We start from the raw sequence: 23,905 nt of genomic DNA on the forward strand, positions 1-23,905 counted from the left end.
GATGGTATTATAAGGGCAAATTGGGAAAATTAAAGAGATTTTGAGCCCGATGCACAAAAAATAACAAAATCATCATATCTGCATCAGGTTTGTTTGATCATACCGCCAGTCGGGTGACTGGTGGTATGTTATTAGATTAGTTGCTATTAACCGTGGTATAAGTCTTATTCACATAGACACGACCTGCTGTCTGAGAGAGTGTTGGTATCTGCGGCGTGCTATCACTATCGGCATGAATGGCAGCTGGCGTCGGTGAGGTGTTCGTCTGAGGCGCTGTATTCATCGCAAGCTGATAACTGCTGCCACGCATGAGGTTGGTGTCATTAACATATAATGTCTGATAGCGACTATTGACTTTGCGCACGTAATTTCTGGTCTCTCTAAATGGAGGAACGCCACCATAACGTCTGACGTTGGCATGACCTGCGTTATATGCTGCGATGATGTGATCTCGGTTTGAGAATCGTTGCGACAGCCAGGCGATGTACTTGACTCCACCCTCGATATTCTGAGCAGGATCCCAGACATTCATCACGCCCATATCTCTGGCGGTGCCAGGCATGAGCTGCATCAGACCTTGTGCGCCTGCTGGAGAGCGGGCATAAGGATTGAATGATGATTCGGTGTGTATGATGGCTTTGACCAGCGCAGGATCAACGCCGTGACGCTCAGCAGAAGCGCGAATTATTGAGTCATAGCTGCCGCTGTTACTGATGCCAGAGCTTGCATAAGTGCTTGCGTTGGTGCCGCCAAAAGCACTGCTGCTGTAGTTTACGCTGATGACCTGAGTGAATTTGTTCACACCGCTTGAGTTTGGCTTGATAACAGTAAGGAGTTTATTATCCACATCAGCTGCCATGGAAGATGAGGCTGATAATAATACGCCTACTAAAATCAAAGGTAATAAGCTAATTTTCTTCATAAAGTTTAAGAATCGCGAAAATTGCGCGCATTATAGCACATACCGAATAAAGACACGATTCGTTATTTTGTTGGCGCTTGGTAACGAATTGGGCGAATTATTGCTTAAAGATTGATAATATTACCAGTCATCATGCACAAAAAATAAGGGCGCTATTGCCCTTATTTTGATTGAAAGATGGTTAACGTCTTAGAAATCATGCGCCATATGAGACGAAACGGTCTTCAATCGGTGTATATTCTTTCTCGCCAGCTGGTGCGTCGATGCCGCCAAATACGAGCTGTGCGCGAAGCTTCCAGTTGCTTGGGATGTTCCAAGTTTTAGCGATGGCATCGTCAATCACAGGGTTGTAATGTTGAAGGTTGGCGCCCACTTGTAGGGTGGCTAATGTGGTCCATAGCGCATACTGGATCATGGCGTTGGCGTGATCTGCCCAGATTGGGAAGTTCTCGGCGTAAGCAGGGAACTGCGCTTGTAAGCCTTCAATGACACTCATGTCTTCAAACAGCAGTACCGTACCAGCAGCAGTCTTGAACATGTTTAACTTGCTCTCGGTGGGTGCAAAATTCTCGGCAGGCACGATGGCGCTTAACGCCTCGATGGTTAGATCTCATAGCTTGTCGTGTTCTTGTCCATGCAAGACGACCAGACGACTCGACTGTGAATTAAATGATGATGGCGTGTGCAGTACCGCGTGCTTTACAACGTCATCGATCTCTTGGGTGCTGACAGGTAGGTCTTTATTTAGTACATAAATAGAGCGACGAAGTTCGGCGGCTTGTTGTAGAGTCTTGTAAGTCATGTGATAATCCTGTGATTAAATTGATTTGGTGGTGTCATTATAATCGATAGCCATGAGAAAACAATGGTGATTTTGTTGATGGATTATTTCTTAATAAGAAATAATCTAAAAGCATGTTATAATTTAAGAAATTATTAAGCTTTTAAATTTATGGATACTTTAACCAGCATTCGCGTGTTCCATCAAGTGGTGCAGAATGGTAGCTTCACTAAAGCAGCCGATGCGCTTGATATTTCGGTGGCGATGGCAAGTAAGCACATTGCACATCTAGAGCGTACACTTGGCGCAAAACTCCTACATCGCAATAGTCGCAACATCCACCTTACTGAGGCGGGCGAGCATTATCATCAAGAATCTTTGCATGCCATGGAGGTGCTCGATAACGCAAAGCAGGTCGCCACAGGGGCATCCACGCATCCGCAAGGTGAGCTAAAAATCACCATGCCTAGATGGTTTGCCAACCCTAAGGTGGCTGGATTCTTGGCAGAATTTCAACAACGATACCCAGATATTGTGCTTAATCTGTCGCTGTCGAATCAGCTGGTGGATCTGGTGGCAGAAGGGTTTGATTTGGCGCTGCGCTTAACTTATGAACCTAAGCCATCTTTGATCACAAGACCATTGACGATGATGGATTTTTATTTGGTGGCAAGCCCTGATTATCTGTCTAGGCACGGCACGCCCACCACGCCCGATGAGCTCAACGAGCATCAGGCAATCTTGCCAACTTATGTCAAAATGGACAGCCTGACCATCACTCATAAGTTAAATAAAACCAAGCATACCATCGAGCCTACTGCAATCATAGTCAGTAATGACACTCCGATGAATACAGAGCTTGCCCTTGAAGGCATGGGGATAGGCTATGCGCCTGATTGGCTTTTGGAGCGTGACTTAGCGGAAGGTAGATTGGTGCGATTATTGCCTGATTATGATGTGCTGTCGGTGACCTTGTACGCGGTGTATATGGATCGAGCTTTTTTGAGTGCAAAGGTACGTGCTTTTATTGATTTTTGGGTGGAGAAGTGCCAAAAGGAATCTTGATTCAGCATCAAAAAAGACGCCAATCACGGCGTCTTTTTGGTTTTTTGAAGTATTTAAATTATTTAAAAATTTCAATATGAGCAGCGGCGCGCATTTCTTGAATCCAATCTTCTTCGGCTTGAGGTGCGATACGGCTAAAAATCATCTCGCGGGCAGCATTTTTGCGATATTGATCGGTCACGTCACGCGTGCGCTCATTATCAACTTTTAGGATATGCCAACCGAATTGAGAGCGGAATGGTGTTGAGTAGTCGCCTTTTTCGGTGTTTTTCATGACGTTTTCAAATTCAGGCACCATCTGATCTTCGCCGACCCAGCCTAGGCTGCCACGTTGCTGCGCTGACCCTGAATCATCCGAATAAGTGGCAGCTAGGTTGGCAAAATCAGCGCCTTTTTGAAGTTCGTTGTACAGGGCGTTGATTTTTTGTTCTGCGATGGCGGCATTTTGGGTGTCGTCCACACGCGCTAGGATGTGGCTTGTTTGCCATTCTGGAATCAGCACGCGAGCATTGTCATTTTTGGCGACCAGTTTTACCACATCGATACCAGCCTTGGTTACGATGGGCTGTGTGACGCTGCCAGCTGATAGATTGGTAATTTGGGCGGCGATATGGGCAGGTAGGGCGCTTTGATTAATCATGCCAGTGTCTGCACCTTGCGGCTGTGGCTCATAGTCCTTAACTTTATCAAGCGCGGCATTCAGTGAGTCGCCATTTTGTAGATTGGTGGTGATTTGTTCAGCGACAGATTGCGCACGAGCTTTGTCTTTGGTGTTAGCGTCCGCCTTATAAGGCACGCGAATGTGAATCAGGTGGTATTGCGTCTGTGAGATGCTAGCTGCATCGGGCGAGTTCAAGAAAACTTCAACTTCCTGATCGGTGATATTAACACGTGTCGATACTTGGTGCTGCCACAACGCGCCAATCGCAGCATCCTCGATGAGCTGCTTACGTAGAGCAGCATAGCTACCAGCTTGCTTGCTGTCTAGCGAGGACTGTAGCGCCGCTAGAGAGTCTAGACCTTGCGAGCGGGCGATTTGTAGCATTTGGCGGTTAATGACAGCTTCGTTGGTGGTAACGCCAGCGCGATTAATGATGCCAAGCTGGATCTTACGTGTGATTAAGCTGTCTAGTGCGGCGCGCTGGATCTGTGCAGGCGTGGCGTTGATGTTGTTGGCTTGGTATTCGGCAGCCAGTGCAGCACTTGCAGCGATGAGTTCGCTTTTTAGGATGATTTCGTCATTGACGGCGGCGATGATGCCATCTGTGCTCTGCGAAGTACTAATATTAGCGCTAGCAATAACGGATGAGCCTAGAGCGCTTACGGCAAGTAGGCCCATGAATAATGGGCGAATTAAAAATTTGCCTTGCATATCAATTCCTTGGGAAATTTGTTTTGTTAATAAAAAATCTCATTAAGTGTAGCATTTGCCACACACATCGTCAAATGTGAGCGCATAAATGTTAAGCACTGTGCAAAATTTTACCAAACCGACAGCTAACACAAAATACTGTAACGATTTGGCAATACTATCAATAGGTGCGTTGCCATGCATTTTGGATGTTTTCATAACCTAATACTTTATCGTTCATGAGGTTATTTAGGCGTCCGCCGCTGGTAATGCCATTTAGGCGAATCTCTGCCATGATGGCGTTGTTGGCATCAGCATCAGGGTTTAGGCTGTTGCGATAACGGCGCGCATAGACAGATAACCCATAGCAGCAGTCTTCATAATTAATGCCTACCAACGCATCTAGTAAGCGGTCGTTACGATAGTCGTATTGTGCTTGACCAAGCAGACGCCAGCGGTTATTAATCGGGAAAATGGCAGCTGCGGTATAGGCTTGCAGCGGAAGTTGAACAAGTGCTTTGTTTTCTTTGCGGTTGATCACGCCAAAGCTATACAGGCTTTGCTCATTTGGCTGATAACGAATTTGGGCGGTGACGTGATTGAGGTCATAGTCATGAGAGAATGAACCATCTGCATCGACCCATAGGCTGTTCAGTGGCTGCGTGCTTGCTTTCCAAGCCAGACCCGAGCTGTTTTCGCTATAGGCTTGACTGTTATCGATGCCAACATTCAGATCATCCAGATAAAACTGCTGCGCTAATCCGCCATCAAAACGTGTCAAGCCATCTTTGTCGATATAACGATAGCTCAGCGCAGGTGTAATCGCGTGTAAATCTTGAATGCGGTCGTAGCCCAAAAACCATGAATCAGACAACAGCTGATCGTAGCTCATGGCTGAGAATGCAGTTTCAAAGTTTGGAATATTGCTTTGATCTTTATGGGGGGTGTAGTTGTATTTTAGGCGTGGTGATAATACCTGATAGCCGCCTAATGACTCATCAAACCACCCAAATGGCGAGCCTGATTTTTCAAAGAATGCCGCAGTATCTAGCCCGATCTGTGGCGCAAATACTGAATATGAGCCTTCTTTTTCGCTAAGATTCTGAACCGCCAGACTGTCTTCGTCATAAGAGGCGTATAGGTGATTTAGGCTGACCTTTGGCGTGAAATAACCCCATGAGCGCAGCATCGGATAGCTTGCTGAGATTTGGTTGTACATGCGCACACCGCTTTTTTCGGTTTCAGAATTATCCTTGATGGATTTTTTGAAATAGGCAGTGTTGTGAATGCCGGTCACATCCATGCGGTCTAATGAGCTTGGAATATTGAATCGCTTACCAAGCGCATCGGTTGATTTGGGTAGAGAGTAGCTCACAGCAAGCTGCGGCAGGCGAGAATATGGCTTATCCTTGTCTTGGATTGACGTGCCATCGCTATTGGTGCCATCAAGCGTCTGGAAGGTCTCAGCTTTTAGGTCGGCAGTCAGATGCTCGTTATAGTAATTAACACCGATGCGTCGTGATAGATTCAAAGGATTGTTTTTTAGACCCAGCGTGTCAAAATCATTGAGGTATTCGCTGTCCGATACATGGCGATAGGTCGCATAAGCCGATAAGTTTTTGAGGGCTTTTGAGTGCCATTCATGGTCATAGAATAGATGATAACGATCTTCATCGTTGTATTTACGATCGCTTGGCAGGTAGCCACCATCAATAATGCCTGAGCCGTACTTTTCGGTCAAGTAGCGAAACTCCGCTTCAAGCATCGGGTTTCTGTTCGTGAATACCGTCGGGCTTAAGGTTAAATCATAATTCGGCGCAAGATTCATGTAGTAAGGCGTCGTCACCTCAAAGCCATCAGAGAAGCCAAAGCCTGCGCGCGGCAACAAGAAGCCGCTACTGCGACGATCATCGATAGGGAAATTAAAATACGGCAAATAAAAAACAGGCACATCTTTAATTTTTAATGTGCTGTTCTTCGCGATGCCGCGCCCTGTATCGCTGTTGATCTCAATGCTGTCAGCATCCAGATGCCATTTGCGCTCGGTGGGTGGACATGTGGTGAACATCACATCATTCATGTGGTATTCACTGTCGCTGACTTTTTTCATTTCTTTGGCGTGCCCGTGCGCACCGATGGTCGTGCTGGCAAAGGCGACGTCCTGCGCATTAGCGGTTTGGGTTTGGGCGTTATAGTCCAATTCGCCAGCCACGCCAATGATGCCTACGCCCGCGCCTTTATTTTGTTTGTCGTTATTTGACTCTTGGGCGTTTAGGATGTTGGCAGGATTATCCCCAAAAACAACTTGGCCGCTGGCGTTCGATTCGCCAGTTTTTGGGTTAAAGGTAATCTTATCGGCAAGTACTTGCTGACCATTTTGTTCTAGGATGACGTTACCTGACAGTTCAGCGTATTCATCGTTATCATAATAACCATAATCCGCCTGAGCGTAGTAAGTGCCATCGTTGTTCTTGGTTTGGTCTGCTTGGGCTTGGAATGAACTTGTTGATGATTGCGCTTCTACGTCGTCAGAAGGCATTGCATCAGATGCCGCTACATCATCCAAAAAGTCCACAGTGTCATCATAATGATTGTCCGATTCTGTGTCTGCACCCAGCTGTTCAGCGAGCGTTTGGCTTTGGCGGTTTTGACTTGGGTGTATCCACACGCCCTGACAGCGCGCATCTTTGCTAGGTTTGGCGTGATAATAGCTTGCCAATCTCTCTAAGCTTTTGCTCGGTTGGCTGGCGGTTTCTTGGCTGTTTTGGGTGGATTGGGCGGCTTCAATGTTTTGTGCGAGCGCACCCATGGGTAATAAACTTACCCCAAATAACGCCATACGAACGCTCATCATCAGACGTGCTTTTGCGTGAGTGGAGTGCGTAGGAGTGAGTTTGATTGATTTCACAGCCAATAACCTTGTTTGATCTTTTTGGTAAATGTTTGCTATTTTACACTATTTTTTAATAAAAATTGCAAGATTTTATAATCATGTTGAATTCTGTTTGATGATTTTATTTGTCATCAAATTACGCATGATTCTGTGAAACGTGGTAAAATTTGCGATAATTTTCTTTTTGATATTTTAAGGAATCAACATGACAGCACGCCATGATGAGATGATGGCTTTTTTGAATGCTAACCTAAGCATGGGTTTTCGTGTGGAGAGCTTGGCGGGCGATGCCAGCTTCCGCCGTTATCATCGTATCTATATGAACGCTGGTGAGGGTGTGTACACCACTTATCTGCTCATGGATGCACCGCCTGATAAAGAAAGCGTGGTCGAATTCGTGAATGTCGCTGAGATCATGACCAGTGCTGTCAATGTGCCTGATATTATTGCGCGTGACATTGAGCGAGGGTTTTTGCTGTTACAAGATTTTGGTGCGGTGGAATTTGCACATCTAATTCGTGACGATGCGGACAATGTTAATGCATATTATACCAAGGCATTGCAGACTTTAGCGGACTTACAGACTTTACCTACCGATGTTAATTTGCCTGCTTACAGTGACGAGAAGCTGTGTGCTGAGATGGATTTATTCACCGAGTGGTTCCTGCCTTATGTGGGTGTGTCTTTGACAGAAGATGCAAAGAGCATGTGGCAGACATTTAAAGATGATCTTATTGAGCAAATCAAGCTGCAGCCAAAAGTCGTCGTCCACCGTGACTATCACAGTCGCAATCTCATGGCGGATAAAGGCAGTGATGCGCTTGGCGTGATTGACTTTCAAGATGCGGTCATCGGTGCGTACAGTTATGATTTGGTGAGTCTGGTGCGCGATGCTTATGTTGATTTTCATGAGACTTGGGTTAATGCTAGGATTGGCGAATTTCACGCCATCAAAGCGCTAAATATTAATTTGGATGACTTTATCAGGGACGTGAACATCATGGGCGTACAGCGCCATCTAAAAGTGCTTGGCATTTTTATTCGCCTCTCAGAACGCGATGGTAAACATCGATATCTAGAGGATATTCCAAAAGTGATGAAAGACTTGAATGCTGAGCTAGAATGGCTACAATCCCATGGTGAGCAGAGCATCGAGCCATTTTATGCGTGGCTAAAAGCGCATGTCTTGCCATCTTATCATGCTAATTTTAACTAAAAATACAAACACTAAAGGCGATATTTCGCCTTTTTTTCAAGCTCATCTATATTAAGAAGAAAGTACACATGATCACTCAAGCAATGATTCTAGCAGCGGGCAAGGGCACACGCATGCGTCCCTTAACGCTAACCACGCCTAAGCCACTTGTGCCTGTTGCGGGCAAGCCTTTGATTGTTTGGCATATTGAGCGTCTGCGCGCATCAGGCATTACTGACATCGCGATTAACGTGGGCTATTTGGGCGAGATCATCATTGATGCATTGAGTCAGATGAGTCTTGGGGTGAATCTACACATCTCCAACGAGAGCGTGCTAACCGAGCCGCTAGAGACCGCAGGGGGCATCAAACACGCCTTGGCGAATGGTTATCTGCGCGATGAGCCCTTCATTCTGGTGAATGGCGATGTTTGGACCGAGTATGATTTTAAGCGTTTGACGGATGTTGCACTTGGCGATCGCTTAGGGCATTTGGTATTAACGGTGAATCCCGATCACAACCCAGAGGGTGATTTTGCATTAGATGGCGACAAAGCGACCCTAAAGAGCGAATCTCTGCCCAATCACACTTTTACAGGGTTGAGTGTGTTATCACCTAAACTCGTTGAATCTGTAACCGCAGGCGAGATAGCGCCACTTGCACCATTTCTAAAAAATGCCATGCTAGAAGGGCGCATCACTGGCGAGCTGATGCAGGATAAGTGGGTTGATGTGGGCACGATGGAGCGACTCGCTCAAGTCAATGAATATGTCCATTAAAACTATTAACTGTAAAAAATAATCAATAAAATCATAAATTTATAAATTATTTTACATCTTTATGAAAAAAGTGTTTGACACTACGCCAGAAATCTATATAATACGCACCACAACGAACGAACACGGTAACGTAAAAACAGCTAAGCCTGTTAAGCTCTACTAAGTTCAGCAGTTCCTAGAACATGGGCGGTTAGCTCAGTTGGTAGAGCGTCTGCCTTACAAGCAGAGGGTCAGCGGTTCGAATCCGTTACCGCCCACCATGTTCGCAGCGGTAGTTCAGTTGGTTAGAATACCGGCCTGTCACGCCGGGGGTCGCGGGTTCGAGTCCCGTCCGCTGCGCCATTTTTTATAGTGAACTCTTTGTAGTTTCACTTTTTCCCCAAGTATCCCCTGTCTTGGGGATTTTTTTGTCCAAAATTTCTATTAAACTATTTCCTTTTATTTAAATGGTGGCAAGCCATAGATCAAAAGGCAGCAACTTTAATCGGCATGACATCCATCGTCTTATGGGCGTCGATGGTGGGCTTGATCAAGCAGGTATCGTCATTGCTGGGTGCGTCGCTCGGTGTTGCACTCGTCTATACTGTTAGCGCATTACTGCTATTGCTCATTTTTAAGATTCTCAAGATTCATCAAGTATCAAAGATTTTCTTATGGGTATCCGCCGCACTGTTCGTATCGTATGAGCTTTGCTTTTCGTTTGCTGTAGCACATGCTCGCACAGAGGCGTAGGTGATCGAGGTTAGCATCTTAAACTATCTACGGCCGTGCTTGACGATTATCGCGCTTGTGCTGGCAAAGGGGCTTAAGTTTAATGCTGTAGTGCTCATGGGGCTCATTGTGTGCTTATATGGCGTTGCTGTGATACAGATGGGGCTGTCGCTTGATATCGCGACGCTACTGCGTAATGCTGCCAGCAATCCTGTCAGCTATCTTCTAGCGACGGTGGGTGCGGTGATATGGGTGGTTTACTGTGTGATTATTAAGAAGATAAGTGGTGGTTATAATTTGATCGCGCTATATTTCGTCTTGACAGCGCTGATGATGTGGCTGAAATACATACTGTTTGATCGTAGTGTGCCAGATGAGATAAGTCTGATGTCTATCCTGTATGTGCTGGCGGCAGGTGCTGCGATTGGTCTTGGCTATGGCGCTTGAAATTTTGGTATCTTAAAGGAAATGCAACGGCGATGGTGGTTGTATCGTATTTTACGCCTGTACTGTCTTCTGTGATCGTGGCGATATTGCTGGGTGTATCTCTCGTCGTCGTTTTGGCTGGGTGTGGCATTGGTGTCAGGCGGCTCGTTGGTCTGCTATCTGGCGACCAGCAACTTAATAAGCCTCAAAAAATAATCACTCACGCAATAAAATAAGGGGTCATAGCCCCTTATTTTTTATGCTCATTAGGCTAGCGTCGCCCCCGCCACCATGCTATCAGGCAGTATTACAACGGTTAATTGTCCGTCTTTTTCAGCTGATAAAATCATGCCCTCACTGATACCAAATTTCATCTTACGGGGGGCAAGGTTGGTTACACAAATCACCGTTTTACCTTGTAGTTCTTCGGGCTTGTAAAACTTAGCAATACCGCTAAATACGTTGCGAGTTTGCTTTTCGCCTTGTTCATCAGTATCGCCTACATCAAGGGTAAATTGCAGTAATTTATCCGCCCCTTCAACGTGATTGCATTCTAGCACTTTGGCGACTTTCATTTCAACTTTGGCAAAATCATCAATGCTGATAAAGGTGTTTTGGTCGGTGGTTTCCATAGGCTTACTCTCTTTTTTGGATTTTTGGGCTTTTTTGGTGTCGGTGGGTTGTAGGTTTTCTTTTGAGTCATCAACCATGGCTTGCACTTTTTTGGGGTCAATGCGTTGCATAAGTGGCTTAAACTCATTGATAGAATGCGTTAGGACATGAAAGCGTTCATCAAAATTCATGCTCTCCACGTTCAAAAATTCTTTGGACTGTTCGGCAAGTGTCGGTAGCACAGGCGACAGATAAACCATGATTTTGTGGAATAGGTTTAGCCCCACAGAGCAGATGTCTTGCACGTCCTTACTGTTCGGGTTTTCTTTGGCAACCGCCCACGGCTTTTTGTCGTCAATGTACTGATTGGCAAGGTCGGCAAGTGCCATAATTTCACGAATGGCGGTACTAAATTCACGGCTTTCGTAGTGCTTGATGATACTGTCGCCAGCTTGGATAAATTTGTTTACCAATTTAGGCTCGGCACAAGTGGCGGACAATTTATTATCAAATTGGGTGTTGATAAATTTAGCACAGCGACTGGCGATGTTCACGACTTTACCAACAAGGTCGGAGTTGACTTTGGCGATAAAATCATCAAGATTAAGGTCGCTGTCTTCTACTTTATCGGACAATTTGGAGGCAAAATAATAACGCAAATATTCAGGATTTAGGTGGCTCAAATAGGTTTCGGCTTTGATGAATGTGCCACGAGATTTGCTCATTTTTTCGCCATTGACGGTCAAAAAGCCATTGACAAATAGGCTTGTTGGCGTGCGATAATTTGCCCCAGAGAGCATGGCAGGCCAAAATAAGGCGTGGAAATAGACAATGTCTTTACCAATAAAATGATACACTTCGGCGGTGCTGTCGGGACTCCAATAATCATCAAATGACACATCAGGGCGGTGGGCGGTCAAGTGGTTTTCAAAACTTGCCATATAGCCAATCGGAGCGTCCACCCACACATAAAAATATTTGTCGTCCGTGTCAGGGATTTTAAAGCCAAAATACGGAGCGTCTCGGCTGATGTCCCAGTCGACAAGCCCAGCCTCAAACCATTCGTCCAGTTTATTGGCGATAGAGATGGGCAGTCGTCCGTCATCTCGTGTCCATTTTTGCAAAAATTCGGTGAAGTTTGGCAATTTAAAAAAGTAATGGTCGGACGTTTTTTCCACAGGCGTTGTACCGCTTAGGGTGGAGCGTGGATTAATAAGTTCGGTGGCGTTGTAGGTCGTGCCACACACTTCGCATGAGTCGCCATATTGGTCGTCCGCTTTACATTTTGGGCAGGTGCCTTTGATAAACCGGTCGGATAGGAACATCTCTTTTTCAGGGTCGAATAGCTGAGTTACGGGCTTGACAGCAATGTTGCCTGCCTTGTGATTGGCAAGGTAAATCGCTTCGCTGTGCTTGCGGTTGGTCTCGCTATGCGTGCTATCATAATGGTCAAAGGACACGCCAAAACGGTCAAAATCTCGTTTATGCTCTACTTGCACGCCTTTAATTTGCTCTTCGGGCGTGATACCGTTTGCTTCGGCGCGGAGCATAATCGCCGTCCCGTGAGCGTCATCGGCACAGACATAAATCACGTCATGCCCCATAGACCGCATGGCACGCACCCAAATATCGGCTTGGATGTAGCCCAAAAGGTGCCCCATGTGGATAGAGCCGTTGGCGTAGGGTAGGGCGTTGGTAACAAGAATTTGGCGTTTGGCTGTCATGATGTACCTTATAAAGTTATATAATAAAATGGTTAATTCTACCGTAAATTGCCCACAAAATCACGTAAAAATCAAGCCAAGGAGAGCTTGGCTTGATCTAATAGGAGATTGAGTTTAATCAACGAATTTTAGACCTGAACGCGTTGGTGGCTCTGGGTCTGGTGTTGTGATGTTGGCATATTCGCTAGGGTCAAAGAAGAATCCTTCGCTGGGGTCTTCCTTGGCATAGATGCCAAGCACGGCCGCCATCGGGATCCAAACATCTTGAGATGCCCCACCAAAACGCGCTGCAAAAGAAATGGACTCATTATCGATGTGTAGGTCTTTGGTTGCTTGATAAGATGCTGCTAACACCAGACGACCTTCTTGGGCATAATCAAGTGGTGCAACCACGTCGCCATGCGTGGCATCAATCATGAGATAAGCGGTCAATTCGTTATCCTCAAGCCATTCGTGCATCGCTCGAATCAGGTAAGGGCGTTTTGGTGTGAAAGTCATGATGGCTCCGTCAGTTGATTTAAAGAGGTGATGTTAAATGAGTTGGTCTGATTTATCCAGAAAGTTTGGACGGCTCGTTAGGCTGTTTTTAAAACTTGGGCGTGAAAACAGCCGATCTTGGTAGGCTAACAGCGGCTTGCACAGCGTGCTTGGCAGCTCAATACCCATGCTCGGTAATCGCCAAAGTAAGGGGGCTAAGATGACATCGCACCAACCAAAGCTTTCGGACAAAAAATACTTATGCTTGACAAAAATGGGCGATAGAGTAGTCAAAGAGTCTGACAGCGATTTTTTGGCGATGAGGGCGGTTTGTGGGTTGAAGCTGTCTGGGTGAGTCAATAGCGTTCTACCCAGCGTCAGCCAGTCGGTCTGTAATCGCCATGCCAACTGCCTAACTATCGCCCGCTCTTTGGGTGTGTCGGGTAATAGTTTGCCTGCGCCGTGTCGCTCTTCTAGGTATTCAAAGATGGTATTGAGTTCATAAAGCGTGAGGTCTCGCCCAACCAAGATGGGAAGGGTGGCGTAAGGATTAAGCTCGGCAAGCTCGTCTGGGCGCTCGTCCTTGACCAAGGCAAGCTCGTAGGACAGTTGTTTTTCTTCCAATAGTAATCGTATCACATGGCTGTCATAGCCATCATCGCCATACAGGATGAATTGTGTCGGTAGAAGGTGAGAAAAGTCCGCCATACCATCAGGTGATATTATTAAATGAGTCTTAGTTTAGCAAATTTTTCTGCTCGTGTGTGGATTTTTCTGTGTTTTTCTCAGTGAGTGCCAAAAATCATTTATAAAAAATACCGACCAGTTGGTATGTTTTTTTTTGAGTATGATGATTCGACGCTCTGCTGATGTATTCAAAAAAATAAAGACTGAACTGCATGATGGAGTCCAGCCTTTTTAAGTTGTATTTAGTGCTAATTCTGGCAGGATTTCTGACAGCGCTTAGCACTGGGTGAATGGTGTGAGGTTGAATTAAAACTTCATCTCAAAGCCCAGTGCAACGCCTTGATTGTCGTAATTTTTACGCCATTGACCTTGGTAGTTTAAAGACAGCGTACTGTTGGCGGTGGGTTGATATGAAATACCAAGCCCTGCACCAGTGATGATCTTACCAACCTCATGACCTAGCACGCCAAAGCGCTGACCTTCAAAGCCTGCGAATGTGGCGCTGATGTCGCTACGGTGATCGCCATTATCCAAACCTACTGATGCCACTCCTGTGATGGCAAGTCGAGGTGTAATATTGGCAGATCCACGCACGCCGACTGTGCTGATTAGGCTTTCATAGGTGGCTTTATCTACGGTCAGACCATAAGCACCTGCACCCGTCTCGGTGTAGCCATCTGATTTAGCCTGAATAAAGTCGATTTTGGCAAAGGGGATGATGTGTCGTTCTGCCGTGCCGATTTGATGAGCCACGCCAAGACTTGCTGTGATGACATCAGCATCATAATTAGAATGAGCGATTTGGTTGTTAATAACATAACGCTTGCCCTCAATGCTGGCAACGCCTGCGCCAATATGAGCACGGGCAGTGGTTTTACCTGATGCACCTGCGACTGTATTGGCATAAATATACGCCATCTTGGTATCGATATCGGCATGATGATTGACAAAGCCTTGGTTATTCACATCATTTTGGCTGTATGCCAAAGCCAGACCGATATTGCCCCGATCAACCCGAGTGTCTGCGCCGACGATGACGCCCGCTTCACGACTGTCAAAGCCCGTCAGACCGCTGGCGTGCTGGTCAAGATTGCTTTGATTGCCGATGGCTTTTACCCAAACGGTCTTTTTCAGGTCAAAATCTCTGGTAGAGAGGATGCTGCCAAATGTGTTACCGCTGTCCGCCACAATACGATTGACCGAACCAGATAGTAGTGGCTGCAGGTTGATGGCCAGATTGGCAAGATCAGCTTGACCATAATTGATGGTGTCAGCAATGAGACTGTCCGCCAAGTCATTGGCATTGCCCAAGACTCTGTCTGCCACTGCACGATCTAAAATTTGTGCTAAATTTTGCATAGAATGTTGGGTTTGGCTATTGACAGCGTTTTCAAAAGCGCCGACAATGCCTGGCTCAGGCGTTGGCTCAGGCGTTGGCTCAGGCGTTGGCTCAGGCGTTGGCTCAGGCGTTGGCTCAGGCGTTGGCTCAGGCGTTGGCTCAGGCGTTGGCTCAGGCGTTGGCTCAGGCGTTGGCTCAGGCGTTGGCTCAGGCGTTGGCTCAGGCGTTGGCTCAGGCGTTGGCTCAGGCGTTGGCTCAGGCGTTGGCTCAGGCGTTGGCTCAGGCGTTGGCTCAGGCGTTGGCTCAGGCGTTGGCTCAGGCGTTGGCTCAGGCGTTGGCGTTGAGCCTTGCTGTGCCAATTTTAGATGTACTTTATTAGCATCACTATAATCTGCTTCAAAATCCACAAGTGGACTGTTGTCATCTAAGCTGACAAATTGACCATTTAGTGTACCTGCTGATACCACATCACGCCAAACGCTGTCTTTTGGAGAGTTTTTGATAAGATCTTCGACATATACTTTTAGGTTGCCGTTGGCAATGTCGGCAGTGCCTGTTACGACAAGTTTGCCATGTTCGTTTGTGGTATCTAGTACGCCATCTTCATTCCAATCTAAAATGCCAATAACAAGATTTTCACCATTCATGGTGTAATTGCCATTGATTTTTAGTACACCTTGTGTAACAGCAATGTCCCCTGTGAACTTTTTAGAATTTTCATTGATTTCAAGCGTGCCATCACCATATTTGCCAAAACTGCCCACTTCAGGATTATCAAAACTGAAGCTACCCACATCGCCTGTCAAGACAGCATTGGGGTTGATGACGACATGAGTTCCCGCTTGTTCTTTTCCAATTTGACGGGTTTCAAAGATAACGCCTTTATTACCAAGCTTAATTTTATTGTCTTTGGTAAAATTAGCAAATAGGTTGGGTTGGTCGGCAGTAATGCCGACCTCAGCACCGTTGATGTAGATGTCTGATTGCTGTGAGGCGGCATTGCGGCTGATTTGGTTGGTATACAGCCCTGTCAGATAGTCATCGGTATTTTCTGCTTCGAGGCGAAGTGTGCCACTGCCTGTGTTGCCAACAATAACTTCTTTGGTAACAAGCGTGCTGTCTGTTAGGGTGAGTGTGCCAGCGCCGCCTTGTACTTGCTCCATGTCGCTGCCACCAATATAGACTGTGCCTGCTTTGGTGTGTCCGATATGATAAGGGGAATTCTTATTGATGGTCAAATTGCCTGTACCGCCCCCACCAACAATCAAATTGTCAGCTTGCACAGATGAGATGCCATTAACAGTCATATCACCGTGACCGCCAGTAAGCTGCCCGATGATTAGCGTAGGCGTGCTTAGTAGATGACCATTTAGGGTAACGCTGTCTTGAGTGCTGTCAAAATTAAGTGAGCCTTTGCCACCACCGCCGACGCTGATTAGGCTACCGCTTCCTAGAGATGTGTTTTTTAGAGTGGCTGAGCCGACCGAGTTTGCTTTGTCTGCTATAACAAAATTTTGTTCTAGCTCAATTTTACTACCATCAGCATTCAAAGTGCCTTTGCCTGACAATCCTACTACCAAATCACTTCCCGTCAATTTACTGTCTGCCATTGTCATGGTGCCAACGCCAGTAGCACCACCACCTACACCAGTTTGCTTGGCAGTAATGTTGGCTTGATTTTTGACAGTCAGAACGCCTTTGCCAAGCTCGCCCACTCGGATGGTGCTGGTACCATTTGTATTGGGTGTAACAGTAAGAGTGGTTGTCGAACCATCAAGTTCTACTTCACCCACTCCCCCAAATTCATTACCAATACTCAATCTACCTTGAATGGCGATGCTTGCACCATTTTTACCAATTAGTTTGCCATTTGCACCCGATCGAACGCCAAGTGCGACCAGCCCACCACCTGATAAAGTGGCATCATCGACCGTGACGGTTGCATCATTGACTTCGCTGATGGCGGTTGATTGTTCAGCTTGTAGGATGGCTTTATTACTGATGATGGCGTTGGTGGTTTTGGGTGTGCTGCCATACGAAGTGCCAAAACCAGCTTGATCAGAGACGACTAATTTTGTATTCGGGTTGGTGATGATAACATCGCCGTTTAATCCTGCTGAGCCTGTAATGGTTGTTGTTTTGCCGTCTTTCAACTCAACATCCGCCGCCATTATCTCGCCACCCATGACAAGCGAAGTCGCTACAACCAACGCCTTGACCGACCTGGTTTTGCCTTTTGCTTTGGCAAACTCCGACACACATTGATACACGCCTGTGGCATGATTAAAGATAACTCGGTAGCTTTTATCCATAACAAAATCCTTAATATTTGTAAAATAATGAAACCATATGTTAATTTTTATACCATCACAAAATTCAAAAAAAAAAACGATTTTTTTTTCTAAAAACCTAAATAAGATCTGTCTTTAAAAGTGTATTTTTAAATGACTCTGATAATTTTAGAAGCTTGTCCTGTCTAAGCTTATGTGTTTTTGAGGTCTAACGAAGTAATCATATTCTTAAATAAAAATAAAAAAGCCAGTGTATTCACACTGGCTTTATAATCGCTTGGGATTATTTTACATCTTTCCAGAATTCTTTGTTGAGTAGATATACTGGAATCAGTAGGATAAGCAAGAACAAAATCACAAACGCGCCATAGATTTTACGATCATGACGGACAGGCTCTGCCATCCATGCCATGAAGTTAACAAGGTCACCAACACGTGCTTTATATTCTTCTTCACCAAGCTCTTGCTGTAGGTTATGAAGAACGTGTGGCATTGCTGCATTAGCAAGTACTAGGTTGTTCGCACCCCAAGGGCGGCTTGGATCTTCGTAGAATGATAGTAGGTAAGTATATACCCAATCATCACCACGCAGACGAGTCTCTAAAGATAGGTCTGGAGGTGCGGCACCGAACCAAGCACCTTGTAGTTCAGGATCGATGTTCGCAGTAACGTGATCACCGATCTGATCTGATGTTACCATCAAATACTTCTCAACAAGCTCTGGCGGCACGTCCAAATCCTGTGCGATACGAGAGTGACGTACGTACTGGGCTGAGTGACAGCCCACGCAGTAGTTCATGAACATGGCAGCACCACGTTGTAGTGAACCTTTGTTTGTAAGATCGATCGGAGCTTTGCTACATTCTAGAGTGGTGCTTGTACCATCAGCTTCGGTATATGTACCACAGCCGTGACCACCTGCAGCCATTGCGCTAGGGCTTGCCACCAAAGAAGCGCCCGCCAGCAGTAGACCTGCGCCTAGTGTTTTTAGGTTAAATGCTTTCATTAGTGACCTCCCGTAACACGTTCTGGTGGTTGTTTGCATTTTTCGATAGACGTATAGAACGGCATCAGAAGGAAATACAAGAAGTATAGAATGGTGCAAATACGACCAACAATGGTAGAAGTTGGGGTAGATGCTGTACCACCTAGGTAGCCTAGAATTAGGAAACTTACCACGAAGATTGCTAGGGCGATTTTCGATAGAATGCCTTTGTAGCGAATCGAGCGTACTGGTGAGCGGTCAAGCCAAGGCAATACGAACAACACGGCAATCGCTGCACCCATTGCGATAACACCACCTAGCTTACTAGGAACGGCACGCAAGATTGCATAGAATGGCATGTAGTACCATACAGGTGCGATGTGCTCAGGCGTCTTAAGAGAGTTCGCAACTTCAAAGTTTGGTTTCTCTAGGAAGTAACCACCACCTTCAGGTACGAAGAATACCACTGCAAAGAAGCAGATGAAGAATACCACGATACCAACCATGTCATGTACAGTGTAGTAAGGGTGGAAAGGTACTCCGTCTAGAGGTACGCCATTTTTATCTTTTAGTTTCTTGATGTCGATACCGTCTGGGTTGTTAGAGCCAACGTGGTGCAGTGCAACCAAGTGCATGAATACCAAACCTACTAGGATCAATGGAATTGCAACAACGTGTAGAGCGAAGAAGCGGTTTAGTGTGATGCCGGAGATTAGGTAGTCACCTTTAACCCATTCAGCAAGGCCGTCACCAATCACAGGAATGGCAGCAGGTAGGTTAAGAATAACCTGAGCACCCCAGAATGACATGTTACCCCAAGGTAGCAAGTAACCAAAGAAGCCTTCAGCCATCAAGCATAGGTAGATCGCCATGCCGATCAGCCATACCAGCTCACGCGGTTTTTGATATGAACCATATAGCAGACCACGGAACATGTGTAGATAGACAACAATGAAGAACGCTGAAGCACCAGTTGAGTGCATGTAGCGGATTAACCAGCCGCCTTTAACGTCACGCATGATGTATTCAAGCGAGGCAAATGCACCTTCAGCGCTAGGGTTGAACATCATGGTTAGCCAGATACCAGTAACTAACTGATTAACCAACACAACCATTGACAACACGCCAAAGAAGTACCAAAAGTTAAAGTTTTTTGGTGCATAGTACTTTGACATGTGGTATTCGTAAGTTTCGGTCGCAGGGTAGCGTGCATCTACCCAGCCCATAAATTTCTTAGCGATACTCATGATTACGCCTCCCCAACGGTCAAGATGCTGCCATCAATGCTGTATTCTGGAATAGGTAGGTTGGTAGGGGCAGGTACGCCACTATAAACACGTCCAGATAGGTCATACAAAGAACCGTGGCAAGGGCAGAAGAAACCACCAAACCAATCAGCACCACCTAAGTCAGCCGCACCTACTTCAGGACGGAAGGTTGGTGCACAGCCAAGATGCGTACAAACACCCTCAACCACCAATACCTCAGGTTGGATTGAGCGAGTTTCGTTTTTGCAGTATTCAGGCTGAATTGAAGCTTCTGAATCAGGATCGCTTAGTTTTGGGGTAACTTTGCTAAGGTTTGCCACCATTTCTTCGGTGCGTTTAACGACAAAGATTGGTTTGCCACGATATTTTACAGTGATCATTTGACCATTTTCGATGCCGCTGATGTCGGTAATAACAGCAGCGCCCGCGGCTTCGGCTTTGGCGCTTGGATACCAAGAACGCACAAATGGGGTGGCTATCGCGCCCACACCAACTGCACCGATGGCAGCGGTAGTCGCGATTAGGACTCTACGGCGTTTAATATTCACGCCTTCGGCATGGCTCATTAAAACTTCCTCCAGAATAAAGAATGGGAATCTATCCCATACTGGGTGTGTGGACATGATAAAACAGTTTTATCACAAATCCACATTTGCTGTGCCTATTTTACTAGTTTACTAAACATGACTATTTTAAGCTATTTTTGTCATAAAATAAATTGTTCTCTTGCGCTAATGTGAAAAAAAGTCGCAAAATTTTTAATGAATTGACAAAAAAGTGCAGTTTTTTGTAAAAACCCTGCAATATCCAAGTAGAGCGGTGGGCATTGGTAAGGTTATTAAATTAATAAAAATTAACCTTTAATTTATTTTTACTAAAAAATAAATTGGCTGTTTTTATTAATTTAGATCAATATTTTGAGCAATTATTACCACTTGATAATTGTTAATTTATTAAGAATTTATCTTTTGGACAAATTATTTTAATCGTGATTAGCAGGTATAAAAAAACTCTCGCAAAACGAGAGTTTTTTGTAAATTCGCAATCGTAAGAATTAACGTTTTGAGAATTGTGGACGACGACGTGCTTTGCGTAGACCCAATTTTTTACGTTCAACTTCACGAGCATCACGAGTAACGAAGCCAGCTGCTTTTAGAGCAGGTTTTAGGCTTTCGTCAGATTCGATAAGCGCACGAGTGATACCGTGACGGATTGCACCTGCTTGACCGCTTGCACCACCACCAGTAACGGTGATGTATAGGTCATAGCTGGTAGCTACGTCTAGTAGTTCTAGTGGCTGACGAACGACCATACGAGAAGTCTCACGACCAAAGTATTCGTCTAGTGATTTGCCGTTGATTACGATGTTGCCAGTGCCTTTAGACAAGAAAACACGGGCAGTAGAAGTCTTACGGCGACCTGTACCATAATTGCGTTCCATGTTTATCTCCTTAGATGTCTAAAACTTGTGGCTGCTGTGCTGCGTGTGGGTGTTCAGTACCCGCATACAGTTTTAGCTTTTTGATCATCGCATAGCCCAAAGGACCTTTTGGTAGCATACCTTTAACGGCTTTGTGCAATACGTCTTCTGGCTTGTGAGCAAGAAGCTTAGTGAAGTTAGTCTCTTTGATACCGCCTGGGTAGCCAGTGTGACGATAGTACTTCTTGTCTTCTGCTTTTTTGCCAGTAACGGCGATTTTGTCAGCGTTAATAACAACGATATAATCGCCAGTATCAACGTGTGGAGTGTACGATGGCTTGTGCTTGCCACGTAGACGAGAAGCAATCTCAGAAGCTAGACGACCTAGCGTTTTGCCTTCAGCGTCCACGACATACCAGTCATGTACAACTTCAGCGGGTTTGGCACTGATAGTAGTAGTCATATAAAACCTATTTAGTTGAGTTTGAGAGTTTACAAATAAAAAATCAGCCAAAAGGCTTTATTTTACTTGCTTTAAGAGTTGGGAAACGAAGGGCTCTCAAAAAACAGTTTCGGATTATACCAAATGATATCTAATCTGGCAAGTATTTTTGATAAAAACTGCTGTAATTGCTTTTGGGGTTTTGAGGGTAAATGCATTGTTAATCTGCTTTATATTATAAGATATTTAATTGAAAAATTCCTGCAAAAACTTGCCCGACTTTGGCGGATTTTACCCAATGAACATCGAAGCTGTTTAATAGCGGTTCCAGTGCCTGATCGCTTTCCACATAAAACAGTGTATCAACATGATATAACTTGTGTGTGATGATAGCATTAATAATATCATGCCATAGGTTCAGCGAGTACGGCGGATCGATAAATATGATGTCGTAAGATGAATCAAGGATGGGTAGGGCGTTTTGGGCGGTGTTATTGATAATCTGAACATCGGACTTGGTGAGCTTTAGGGTGTCGGCTGAATATTTTAATTGGCTAGCCTGTGCGGCATTTGTCTCAATCAATGTCGCAAAAGACGCGCCACGAGACAGGCATTCAAATGCCAGCGCGCCCGAACCTGCACAAACATCCAAGACTCGAGCATCCTGAAGCTCACCCATGAGCCAATTAAAAATCGTCTCGCGTAGGCGGTCGGGGGTAGGGCGAAGACCCTCAGCATCGATAAAGCAGATGTTACGACGCTTGAACTGCCCGCCGATGATACGAACTTGATTGGTGGGTGTATTGGATTTATTTGGTTTGTTATTCTTTAGGGTTCTGGCGCTACGATTCATACTTGATATGATGGTGATTAAGATGATGCTTATTATAGCATTTATTCGATTGTGATGATGGAAAAATGGGCAAGTCTTTATATAAAATCCGTACAAGTCTTTAGCGCTTGTGGGTTGGTTTATCTTATCAGAATGTGCTGATTTATCAATCAGGAAAATCTGACAGTTCGATGAAATTGTGATAAAATACCAAAAGCTTTTATTTGATTTTACTGATATGTTTACGTCCATTTGGCAAGCTCTCGCCGAACATCCTGAATTTATAGCAATGCTAACCATTCCTCCCGTCACGGCATTCGTGACTTGGGCGCATGTTTGGATGGCGCTAGAGATGCTGTTTCGCCCGATTAAGTTTTGGGGTATTCCCATTAATGGCATACCTTTTGGCTTAAAGGGCTTGGGCTGGCAGGGCATCGTGCCGGCTAAGGCTGGCAAAATCTCAGGTGTGATTGTCGATCAGACTTTGTCGAAGCTGGGCAAACTTGATGAATTTTTTCAGGCGATGGAGCCTGAAGAGATGGCGGATTTTATCACCAGTACGGTTGATAAAAATCTTGAGCAGCTGATTGATGAGATTATGCTAGAGCGCCATCAGGGAATCTGGAATAACATGCCGTATGCGATTCGCCGCCGCATCTATGCGCATGCACATAAAGAGCTTTCGACGGTGATGAAATCCTTGGTGCTGGATCTGACTTATAATGTCGAGAGCCTAGTGGACATGCGTCAGATGATCGTCCGCAAGATGGAAAGCGATCGCAAGCTGATGGTTGATATGTTCCTAAGGGTGGGCAAAAAAGAAATTAACTTTATCTGGAAAATCAGTGCCTTGATTGGTTTTGGGTTTGGTATTATTCAGATGGGGATTTTTTATTTTGTACCGCAGCATTGGACAGTGCCATTTTTTGCGGCGATTTGGGGTGCGTTGACGAATTGGATTGCCATTTGGATGGTGTTTAATCCTATTGAACCGCGCTATATTCCCTTTATTCGCATATTCCGCCGTGATGAAGAGGGTGTGCATCTGATGCTGCCGCACATTCATCGTTATTCTTGGCAGGGGGGTTTTATGAAGCGCCAAGATGAAGTGTCCAGTGTGTTCGCTGAGATTGTGGTAAATGAGCTGGTCACGCTAGAAAATATCATGCATGAGATGATGTATGGCGCCAAGGCAGATGAAACTCGCACCCTAATGAAAAAGCACCTGTATGATCTGCTGGAATCACCTGTGGTTGCCACAACCCTAAAAATGGGCATGACAAGCCGTGAGCTTGATGAATTTAAAGATACAATCATTGATAAATCAATCGATGCGACCATGGTGCCAATTCGCAGTCCTGAATTGAACACATCGCGAGCAAGCAAGATATTTGGATTGTTTGAGAGTCGTATTCGTGCGCTGTCACCCCAAGAATTTCAGAATTTATTAAGACCTGCCTTTAAAGAAGACGAGATGACGCTTGTCGTATTGGGCGCGATCACGGGTCTATTGGCAGGATGGCTGCATTTGGTGGCAGTGTTTTTTTAAAGCGCATTTTGATTTAAAGGTGTGCAATGGGGCTGTGGCTTGGTTTTTATTTGATTTTATGAACAACTATAACAAGGCTGTTGGTGATGAGATTTCATTGACTGATGGCTTTGTTTTTTTGTGTTAATTTTGACAAAAAGCCAGCATTTGCAAGCT

At 45.4% G+C, this 23,905-nt stretch carries 19 protein-coding genes, 2 tRNA genes and 1 pseudogene; 8 read left to right on the forward strand and 14 right to left on the reverse strand.

From position 1 onward, the window contains the following. Window positions 1-136: 136 nt before the first annotated feature. Together DYD54_RS03780 and DYD54_RS03785 are read right to left on the reverse strand one after the other, a co-directional pair. Window positions 137-847 (reverse strand): lytic transglycosylase domain-containing protein, encoded by a 711-nt coding sequence (locus DYD54_RS03780; RefSeq protein WP_228703591.1) that lies wholly within the window; start codon window positions 845-847, stop codon window positions 137-139. A gap of 271 nt (window positions 848-1,118) precedes the next feature. Continuing rightward, window positions 1,119-1,724: pseudogene (locus DYD54_RS03785) on the reverse strand (nitroreductase family protein). Window positions 1,725-1,874: 150 nt separating this feature from the next. Here DYD54_RS03785 and DYD54_RS03790 point away from each other — a divergent pair. Next, window positions 1,875-2,768, forward strand: a complete 894-nt coding sequence (locus tag DYD54_RS03790; RefSeq protein ID WP_063513811.1) for a LysR family transcriptional regulator — start codon at window positions 1,875-1,877, stop codon at window positions 2,766-2,768. 58 nt (window positions 2,769-2,826) lie between these two features. Here DYD54_RS03790 and DYD54_RS03795 read toward each other — a convergent pair whose 3' ends face one another. Next, a complete protein-coding gene (locus DYD54_RS03795; RefSeq protein WP_063513812.1) occupies window positions 2,827-4,140 on the reverse strand; it encodes a peptidylprolyl isomerase in 1,314 nt (437 codons plus the stop codon). A gap of 160 nt (window positions 4,141-4,300) precedes the next feature. Then, window positions 4,301-7,027: an LPS-assembly protein LptD gene (locus DYD54_RS03800; protein WP_228703592.1), complete on the reverse strand. Its 2,727-nt coding sequence runs from the start codon at window positions 7,025-7,027 to the stop codon at window positions 4,301-4,303. Window positions 7,028-7,217: 190 nt separating this feature from the next. Between DYD54_RS03800 and DYD54_RS03805 the strand changes: the two genes are divergently transcribed. From DYD54_RS03805 to DYD54_RS03830, 6 genes are all read left to right on the forward strand, one after another. Further along, window positions 7,218-8,228: an aminoglycoside phosphotransferase family protein gene (locus DYD54_RS03805; RefSeq protein ID WP_063513814.1), complete on the forward strand. Its 1,011-nt coding sequence runs from the start codon at window positions 7,218-7,220 to the stop codon at window positions 8,226-8,228. Window positions 8,229-8,296: 68 nt separating this feature from the next. Next, a complete protein-coding gene (gene murU / locus DYD54_RS03810; protein ID WP_063513815.1) occupies window positions 8,297-8,986 on the forward strand; it encodes an N-acetylmuramate alpha-1-phosphate uridylyltransferase MurU in 690 nt (229 codons plus the stop codon). A 184-nt stretch (window positions 8,987-9,170) separates the two neighbouring features. Beyond that, window positions 9,171-9,246, forward strand: a tRNA-Val gene (locus DYD54_RS03815). Window positions 9,247-9,251: 5 nt separating this feature from the next. After that, window positions 9,252-9,328: transfer RNA gene (locus DYD54_RS03820), tRNA-Asp, on the forward strand. 147 nt (window positions 9,329-9,475) lie between these two features. Further along, window positions 9,476-9,718: a drug/metabolite transporter permease gene (locus tag DYD54_RS03825; RefSeq protein ID WP_084260597.1), complete on the forward strand. Its 243-nt coding sequence runs from the start codon at window positions 9,476-9,478 to the stop codon at window positions 9,716-9,718. A 39-nt stretch (window positions 9,719-9,757) separates the two neighbouring features. Next, on the forward strand, window positions 9,758-10,144 hold the full coding sequence (locus tag DYD54_RS03830; RefSeq protein WP_147285065.1) for a drug/metabolite transporter permease: 387 nt from the start codon (window positions 9,758-9,760) through the stop codon (window positions 10,142-10,144). A 245-nt stretch (window positions 10,145-10,389) separates the two neighbouring features. Here DYD54_RS03830 and metG read toward each other — a convergent pair whose 3' ends face one another. The 10 genes from metG to rsmD all read right to left on the reverse strand — a co-directional run bounded on the left by metG (window position 10,390) and on the right by rsmD (window position 22,221). Next, window positions 10,390-12,459 (reverse strand): methionine--tRNA ligase, encoded by a 2,070-nt coding sequence (metG, locus tag DYD54_RS03840; RefSeq protein WP_063513816.1) that lies wholly within the window; start codon window positions 12,457-12,459, stop codon window positions 10,390-10,392. Between the two features lie 114 nt (window positions 12,460-12,573). Further along, on the reverse strand, window positions 12,574-12,957 hold the full coding sequence (locus DYD54_RS03845) for a stringent starvation protein B (RefSeq protein ID WP_063513817.1): 384 nt from the start codon (window positions 12,955-12,957) through the stop codon (window positions 12,574-12,576). Between the two features lie 33 nt (window positions 12,958-12,990). Then, the gene (locus tag DYD54_RS03850; RefSeq protein WP_063513818.1) at window positions 12,991-13,644 is read right to left on the reverse strand and encodes a glutathione S-transferase N-terminal domain-containing protein; all 654 of its coding nucleotides are present in this window, start codon (window positions 13,642-13,644) and stop codon (window positions 12,991-12,993) included. 285 nt (window positions 13,645-13,929) lie between these two features. Further along, window positions 13,930-17,274: an autotransporter domain-containing protein gene (locus DYD54_RS03855; RefSeq protein WP_115265731.1), complete on the reverse strand. Its 3,345-nt coding sequence runs from the start codon at window positions 17,272-17,274 to the stop codon at window positions 13,930-13,932. 262 nt (window positions 17,275-17,536) lie between these two features. Further along, complete coding sequence (locus DYD54_RS03860) at window positions 17,537-18,259, reverse strand: cytochrome c1 (protein WP_063513820.1); 723 nt, start codon at window positions 18,257-18,259, stop codon at window positions 17,537-17,539. Then, complete coding sequence (locus tag DYD54_RS03865) at window positions 18,259-19,464, reverse strand: cytochrome b (RefSeq protein ID WP_172459602.1); 1,206 nt, start codon at window positions 19,462-19,464, stop codon at window positions 18,259-18,261. The genes DYD54_RS03860 and DYD54_RS03865 overlap by 1 nt, the downstream gene beginning before the upstream one ends. Window positions 19,465-19,487: 23 nt before the next feature. Next, the gene (petA, locus tag DYD54_RS03870) at window positions 19,488-20,072 is read right to left on the reverse strand and encodes a ubiquinol-cytochrome c reductase iron-sulfur subunit (protein WP_046696830.1); all 585 of its coding nucleotides are present in this window, start codon (window positions 20,070-20,072) and stop codon (window positions 19,488-19,490) included. 488 nt (window positions 20,073-20,560) lie between these two features. Beyond that, window positions 20,561-20,947: a 30S ribosomal protein S9 gene (gene rpsI / locus DYD54_RS03875; RefSeq protein WP_036361945.1), complete on the reverse strand. Its 387-nt coding sequence runs from the start codon at window positions 20,945-20,947 to the stop codon at window positions 20,561-20,563. A 10-nt stretch (window positions 20,948-20,957) separates the two neighbouring features. Further along, window positions 20,958-21,389 carry a 50S ribosomal protein L13 gene (gene rplM / locus DYD54_RS03880; RefSeq protein WP_036361947.1) on the reverse strand — a complete coding sequence of 144 codons (432 nt, stop codon included), beginning with the start codon at window positions 21,387-21,389 and terminating at the stop codon, window positions 20,958-20,960. Window positions 21,390-21,603: 214 nt separating this feature from the next. Beyond that, entirely contained in the window at window positions 21,604-22,221 is a 618-nt protein-coding gene (rsmD, locus tag DYD54_RS03885) for a 16S rRNA (guanine(966)-N(2))-methyltransferase RsmD (protein ID WP_063513822.1), read from the reverse strand. A gap of 217 nt (window positions 22,222-22,438) precedes the next feature. Between rsmD and DYD54_RS03890 the strand changes: the two genes are divergently transcribed. After that, entirely contained in the window at window positions 22,439-23,749 is a 1,311-nt protein-coding gene (locus DYD54_RS03890) for a DUF445 domain-containing protein (RefSeq protein WP_063514956.1), read from the forward strand. Window positions 23,750-23,905 lie beyond the last annotated feature (156 nt).

This window comes from Moraxella ovis, from assembly GCF_900453105.1.
GTDB lineage: Bacteria > Pseudomonadota > Gammaproteobacteria > Pseudomonadales > Moraxellaceae > Moraxella > Moraxella ovis.

Coding starts and splice junctions, on each gene's coding strand:
- DYD54_RS03790 (WP_063513811.1), top strand. CDS start 1,875: ATGGATACTTTAACCAGCATTCGCGTGTTCCATCAAGTGGTGCAGAAT.
- DYD54_RS03795 (WP_063513812.1), bottom strand. CDS start 4,140: ATGCAAGGCAAATTTTTAATTCGCCCATTATTCATGGGCCTACTTGCC.
- DYD54_RS03805 (WP_063513814.1), top strand. CDS start 7,218: ATGACAGCACGCCATGATGAGATGATGGCTTTTTTGAATGCTAACCTA.
- murU (WP_063513815.1), top strand. CDS start 8,297: ATGATCACTCAAGCAATGATTCTAGCAGCGGGCAAGGGCACACGCATG.
- DYD54_RS03825 (WP_084260597.1), top strand. CDS start 9,476: ATGACATCCATCGTCTTATGGGCGTCGATGGTGGGCTTGATCAAGCAG.
- metG (WP_063513816.1), bottom strand. CDS start 12,459: ATGACAGCCAAACGCCAAATTCTTGTTACCAACGCCCTACCCTACGCC.
- DYD54_RS03845 (WP_063513817.1), bottom strand. CDS start 12,957: ATGACTTTCACACCAAAACGCCCTTACCTGATTCGAGCGATGCACGAA.
- DYD54_RS03850 (WP_063513818.1), bottom strand. CDS start 13,644: ATGGCGGACTTTTCTCACCTTCTACCGACACAATTCATCCTGTATGGC.
- DYD54_RS03855 (WP_115265731.1), bottom strand. CDS start 17,274: ATGGATAAAAGCTACCGAGTTATCTTTAATCATGCCACAGGCGTGTAT.
- DYD54_RS03860 (WP_063513820.1), bottom strand. CDS start 18,259: ATGAAAGCATTTAACCTAAAAACACTAGGCGCAGGTCTACTGCTGGCG.
- DYD54_RS03865 (WP_172459602.1), bottom strand. CDS start 19,464: ATGGGCTGGGTAGATGCACGCTACCCTGCGACCGAAACTTACGAATAC.
- petA (WP_046696830.1), bottom strand. CDS start 20,072: ATGAGCCATGCCGAAGGCGTGAATATTAAACGCCGTAGAGTCCTAATC.
- rpsI (WP_036361945.1), bottom strand. CDS start 20,947: ATGGAACGCAATTATGGTACAGGTCGCCGTAAGACTTCTACTGCCCGT.
- rplM (WP_036361947.1), bottom strand. CDS start 21,389: ATGACTACTACTATCAGTGCCAAACCCGCTGAAGTTGTACATGACTGG.
- rsmD (WP_063513822.1), bottom strand. CDS start 22,221: ATGAATCGTAGCGCCAGAACCCTAAAGAATAACAAACCAAATAAATCC.
- DYD54_RS03890 (WP_063514956.1), top strand. CDS start 22,439: ATGTTTACGTCCATTTGGCAAGCTCTCGCCGAACATCCTGAATTTATA.